Here is a 2,466-nt window from a genome sequence, read left to right as displayed (position 1 = left end):
TCCTTGATTAAGCCAACGCCGAGCACGAGAGGCTTTTGTAGGCATCAATGGTCTTCCATCAGGTGAAATAACTGGAACTCGTAACATGGTGATAAACCTCACGAGAAAAGTATTTGGGCACTTGACCCGTCCCCTGGACCACCGAATTTAAGATGTCCTGTCTAACAGCGACTGACAACACAGTCTTGAAGAGACTTGAACTGGGGAAGCATCCAAGCGTTCGTTCCAAAATTCGGCTCAAATGGTCTAGTCAAACACGCATAATTGGTTGTTTATGCAAGCCCCATCCCTCAACAGGGTGGGGTTATTGACTGGTATAGCTACATTTATATGAATGTCCCTTTAACGATTCTGAGGGATTATTTTTGATACGACATATGGGGTTGTCCACCGATAGGGATTCGGATTTCCGTATCTTGAGGAAGACTAGTGAAGTTGTAAGCCTATGCGCGAAGCGCACGGGTGCGCGTTCAACGTTCAGCGGTCAGCGGTCAGCGGTCAGCGGTCAGCGGTCAGCTATTTTATTCAACAGCTGTTCGGTTTAGTGTGGCTTTTCGCCTTTAGCTGTTCCGTGTAGCATGCCCCTAGCCCATAGGCTGATCGCTGATAGGTGAACGCGATCGCACCTCAAGTAGCGCTAATCGCTGATAGTTTAATTATTGAAAATCCACTAGTCATCAATATCCAGGCTAGCATATTGAGCGAAATCACCTAAATATTTTCCTTGACCTTCTGCTGCTTGCTGGATACCCCGTTTCACCTGCGCCAGGGTTTCGGGATTTTGCCATAACCACTGTTCTTCTTCTGGAATTGGGTCGAGTAGGATTTGTCCTGTATCGTTAATCAATACTCGGTAGACTTTTGCCTTAGCTTGCGGTCCTAATTTTAAACAAAATTGGTCATCAATTTGGGCAGCATTCTCAATTACCTGGAAGTTTTGGTTAAGAATCATTTTTACTAGCCTATTAGCTAGCTAGATATATACACTAGTTTAGTCTAGTCTGGTGAATAAGCCCACTTGTCTTGAGTGCGATTGACCACAGGTCACGCTACGGGATTGACCACAGGTCACGCTACGGGATTGACCACAGGTCACGCTACGCGATCGCTACACACCCCACACCTGATAACCCACAACAGCTTCAGGGTTTATACTGGTAAAAATCCGATAAATGTTCCTCCATTTGGTGATTCAGATAATCAATATCTTCGTTATTTAAATATTCAGTAAATCCTCCAACTTTTCCTTTACGAGTTTTGTAAGACTCTTGATCTTGCTGGTCAGTTGGTGTCAAACGATCCGATTTAAATGTCCGGTTTTTTTCCATCTGCCGCATATTCTTAAAGGAGGCAAAGTTGACAGCTTCCTCAATTACTTCATCCCGAACTGATTTAACTCCTAAAAACTCTAAAACCCGCCTCAGTTCTTTTTGGGTATTTGTTTTGATATCTTCATAACGCACCAACAAAAAATCTTTCGGGAGATGGCGATTAGCTTCCCATATATTGTAATAGCTAATTAAAGTATCAAAGCTCCCCACTGACTCATGGATGAAGCTATGCAAATCCCCTTCATAGGGTTTAATTCGTTCAGCATACTGCTTCAGAGAGTCTACTTGCTGCATGATGTGGGCATAGTGTCCCACCCGTTTAGTATGTTCAAAATAGATAGATACTACTACATCCCTAGGGTCTCGGACTAATAAAATTACTTTAGCATTTTTATAGTTGGCTTTACTTTGAACAAGTTCATCAGGCTTTTTCCATTCTGGTTCATCATCATGAATAACTCGAATTTTTGGGACATCAGGGTGCAATGGCGCTAAGGTTTCCAACTCCAAAATTCTCTCCATAATTTTGGGGTCAGTTAGCTCTAAGTGCTTTTCTAGTGCCCGTCCAATCATCAATCTGAGCCAAGTTCGTCCAGATTTAGGAAATGAAATCAGATAGGCATCTACTGACCGTTGATCATACCAACGCACTAGACTAGTTATTAGAGGCTTTTGAGCCATTCGTCCTAGGAATGTTCCTAGTTTTCGTCTTCCTTCTGGTGGTAGTTTGCTCTTGACAAAAGACCAAGCACCAACAAGGATTGATCGCACTAAAATCGCGTTAAGTATCATAATTATTTTAGAGAGATTTAGTTGACAAAATGGAACAGGAAGTCGGGAGTCGGGAGTCGGGAGTCGGTTATATTAGGAAAAATATCGATTTTTTTGGTGTTTTTTTTATCAATCATAATTTCAATGGTTATGGACTTGATTAACTCTTGCCTCTAGCATGCCTCTTGCCTTTATTTTTGCTTTCCCTTAATTAACTTGCCACAATGAATTCACTTGGAATAGGATATTGTAATTAGCAGCTAACCAGATAGATTAACAAAGTTTTTTATTCCCGATTCCCGATTCCCGATTCCCGATTCCCGATTCCCGATTCCCGATTCCCTGTTCCCTGAGCTATACCATT

General features: G+C 42.3%; 5 protein-coding genes. 2 read left to right on the top strand and 3 right to left on the bottom strand.

Annotated features, from left to right (window positions below):
• On the bottom strand, positions 1–87 hold an 87-nt coding region (locus F6K20_RS34070; RefSeq protein WP_287297734.1), incomplete at its 3' end, for an RRXRR domain-containing protein.
• A gap of 358 nt (positions 88–445) precedes the next feature.
• Between F6K20_RS34070 and F6K20_RS34065 the strand changes: the two genes are divergently transcribed.
• Positions 446–577, top strand: coding sequence for a hypothetical protein (locus F6K20_RS34065; protein WP_267872022.1), 132 nt, complete (start codon positions 446–448; stop codon positions 575–577).
• A 93-nt stretch (positions 578–670) separates the two neighbouring features.
• Here the strand turns inward: F6K20_RS34065 and F6K20_RS34060 are convergent, their stop codons facing one another.
• Positions 671–952, bottom strand: coding sequence for a hypothetical protein (locus tag F6K20_RS34060; RefSeq protein ID WP_008183625.1), 282 nt, complete (start codon positions 950–952; stop codon positions 671–673).
• A gap of 71 nt (positions 953–1,023) precedes the next feature.
• On the opposite strand from F6K20_RS34060, the gene F6K20_RS34055 reads away from it, so the two are divergent.
• Positions 1,024–1,161, top strand: a complete 138-nt coding sequence (locus tag F6K20_RS34055; protein WP_287251806.1) for a hypothetical protein — start codon at positions 1,024–1,026, stop codon at positions 1,159–1,161.
• On the opposite strand, the gene F6K20_RS34050 is transcribed toward F6K20_RS34055, so the two are convergent.
• Entirely contained in the window at positions 1,143–2,123 is a 981-nt protein-coding gene (locus F6K20_RS34050; RefSeq protein WP_287297732.1) for a sulfotransferase domain-containing protein, read from the bottom strand. The genes F6K20_RS34055 and F6K20_RS34050 overlap by 19 nt on opposite strands.
• Positions 2,124–2,466 lie beyond the last annotated feature (343 nt).

The sequence above is a fragment of the Moorena sp. SIO2C4 genome (assembly GCF_010672485.1).
Taxonomy (GTDB): Bacteria; Cyanobacteriota; Cyanobacteriia; order Cyanobacteriales; family Coleofasciculaceae; genus Moorena; species Moorena producens.
This window is presented reverse-complemented; position numbering and strand designations above follow the sequence as displayed.